Below are 536 nucleotides of genomic sequence, written 5' to 3' on the forward strand. Positions count from 1 at the left end.
GCGGTGTGTGTGTTGACGTGTGGCGCCGACACTTTGGTCGGGGCGGGCGCGCGCCCGGTGTTGCGTGTCGACGAACTGGACCTGTCGGGGCGGTGCGCGAAGCCCATCACCGACGCCGACCGGCACTCGCCACTGAAGGTCGAGAACACCGCCTATGTGATGTTCACCTCGGGGTCCACCGGTACCCCCAAGGGCGTAGTGGTTAGCCACGCCGGCCTGGTCGGATTGGCCGCGTCGCAATGCAAGGTGTACGGGCTGGGCGCGCAGTCGCGCGTGCTGATGGTGGCCGCGCCGACCTTCGATGCGTCGATCTTCGATCTGTTGTGGGCGGTCGGGTCCGGCGCGACGTTGGTGATGGCCCCGCCCCAGGCCTACGCGGGAGAGGCGCTGACCGAGTTGCTGCAGGACCAGCGGGTCAGCGCGGCGGTGGTGACCCCGACGGTGTTGGCGTCGCTGGACCGGGCCCGGCTGGACGGACTCGACACGCTGGTTACCACGGGAGAGGCGTGCCCGGCGGAGTTGGTCGGCGCCTGGGC

General features: G+C 70.1%; 1 protein-coding gene. It reads left to right on the top strand.

Annotated features, from left to right (window positions below; all coding sequences use genetic code 11):
* A partial coding sequence (locus tag A5756_RS20445) for an AMP-binding protein (RefSeq protein ID WP_156659726.1) occupies nt 1–536 on the top strand: 536 nt, incomplete at both ends.

Source organism: Mycobacterium sp. 852002-53434_SCH5985345, assembly GCF_001667155.1.
Taxonomy (GTDB): domain Bacteria; phylum Actinomycetota; class Actinomycetes; order Mycobacteriales; family Mycobacteriaceae; genus Mycobacterium.